This window comes from Agrobacterium albertimagni AOL15, from assembly GCF_000300855.1.
GTDB classification, from domain to species: Bacteria; Pseudomonadota; Alphaproteobacteria; order Rhizobiales; family Rhizobiaceae; genus Allorhizobium; species Allorhizobium albertimagni.
The window spans coordinates 1-2067 of record NZ_ALJF01000030.1 but is presented as its reverse complement, the minus strand read 5'-3'; the positions used below and the strand labels follow the sequence as shown (position 1 = coordinate 2067).

The following is a 2067-nucleotide window of genomic DNA, read 5'->3' as shown; positions in this document are numbered from 1 at the left end:
CGAGGCTGCGGTTTCAGCAGAGGCCTGTTCACCGAGCAGGCTGTCGAGCAGGGCCGTGACGTCGAGCACGTCGCCGTCACCGTTGAAGTCGGTGATGACATCTGCCACATCGAGCTCGTCAAGCGCCGTTCCGTCAAACACGAAGGTGTCGTTGCCGGCACCGCCGGTCATGACCACCTGACCCATGCCGCCATGCAGTATGTCGTCGCCATCCGTTCCCATGACCGTCAGCGGATCCGCATCCGATCCGAAGATCGTATCGAAGCCGACTTCCATGAAGTCGCCCGTCGAGCCATCCGCAAAGGTGAACGTACCCTTCGAGAAGACCGTCTGGCCATCTTCCTGGCCACCGGTGTTGTCGGTGGTGAGCGAGATGCTGGTGACACCGTTGTCGAACAGGCTCGACAGCTCGCCTTCGTCGCTGATGCCGTTGTTGTTGGCATCAACCCAAATCTTCAGCTTGGAGAAGGCATCGTCATTCGCATCGATTACACCGTCACCATTTGTATCGAGCGAAGCCAGAGCCGCCACACCGCTTGCAAACTTTCCGCCGTTGAAGTCCGGCGTGAAGATTTCCGAGCCGTTGTCGATCAGGCCGTTGCCATCAATGTCATAGGCAAGGATGCCATCGTCCTTGGTCCAGGCAATCTGGTCCGCCTTGCCATCGGCGTCGATGTCGAAGGTGACGCCATTGTCGATCGACGAGAAGGCGAAGCCGTCTCTGTCAAGGTCGAGGATGATGGGGTCGGCAGCCGATACTATGAAGTTGGCTTTTAGCGTCACGCCGAACGTGTCAGCTCCACCCCGACCAGGATTTACATCGCCGCTGTTATCAAGATGAACGATAACCTTTCCAGCGATAGTCGCAGAAAGCAGCTGAGCTGCGGTGAGCGAAACATCGACCGACCAGGTTCGGTTATCCGCGCTTCCTCCAGGTACGACCGTGACATTTCCTTCTGAGGGGCCATACCGACCGATGTAAGTCCAGCCGGAACCGTTGCGGACCCATGCGTCGATATACTCGTCAGAATTTCCTTGGCTATAGTCGCCGCTACCGCGGATCGTAAGGGTTGCGGGACCAGAAGGCGTCCCCGGAGAAGACAGTTGGAATGTGGTGGCCTCACCAGAGTAGCTCAAAGTGTCTTGCGCAGAAATTTCCCGGTATACGACCTTGTCGTCAGGGATTTCCGTGACATTTACTGTCAGCGTATAAGCATTTTCACTAAAGGCTGCACCATCTCCAACTCTAAAGCCGATCGTAGCATACGGGTTGCCGCTCTCGTTGGCATCTGGCACGAAGCGCAGCTTATTGCCATTGATGTCCGCCGCGGACACTTCCTGGTTCAACGTCACGTTAATCCAGTTGCTGCCATTGAAGTACTGGAGTGTGCCGTTGCTTGCCAGCGACGTGATCTTTACGGCAGCCAAGGCCGATCCTTCAACATCACTGTAAGTACCAAAGTCATTTACCGACAGAATCTTCGCCGTATCCTCATCTGTCGTGACACTGTCGTCTGTCGACATCGGAGCATCGTTCACAGGCGAGACGTTGATCGTTGCCGTGCGGACCTGGCTGAGTTTCGCAGCCATGCCCTGATCACCCTGGTCGCTGATCTGGAACGAAAGCGTGTCCTGGCCGAAGAAGTTGGTGTTCGGCTGATAGGAAACGTTTGCTGCACCACCACCGTTGATGAAGCTGTTCAGGTCAGAGACAGAGCCCTGCACGACGATCGCGCCAGTGCCATTGCCGCTGACGACCGTCAGGCCGGAACCATCGGTGAAGGTCAGCGTACCGTGGGCAACGCTCAACGTCATCTGGGCAGGTGTGCCACCCAGATCGTTGGTGTCATCGTCCTGATCGACGAAGTTATAAGGGTTCTGCGAACCGCCGAATGTCGTGCGCATCAGGCTCGTCAGATCCGCAATACCGGTATCTTCGGCTGTCGCCACAGACACAGCGTTGCTGCGGTTGTCGTTTGGCGTGTCGTTCACGCCAGTGACGGCAATCGTCACCTCGAACGTGTTGCTGTTGACACCTGCGTTGGTTGTCCCATCGCCATTGTCCGT

Annotated in this window: 1 pseudogene; it reads right to left on the bottom strand. The window is 56.7% G+C overall.

What is annotated here, in order from left to right:
• A pseudogene (locus QWE_RS24535) lies at nt 1-2067 on the bottom strand (Ig-like domain-containing protein); the annotation flags it as partial.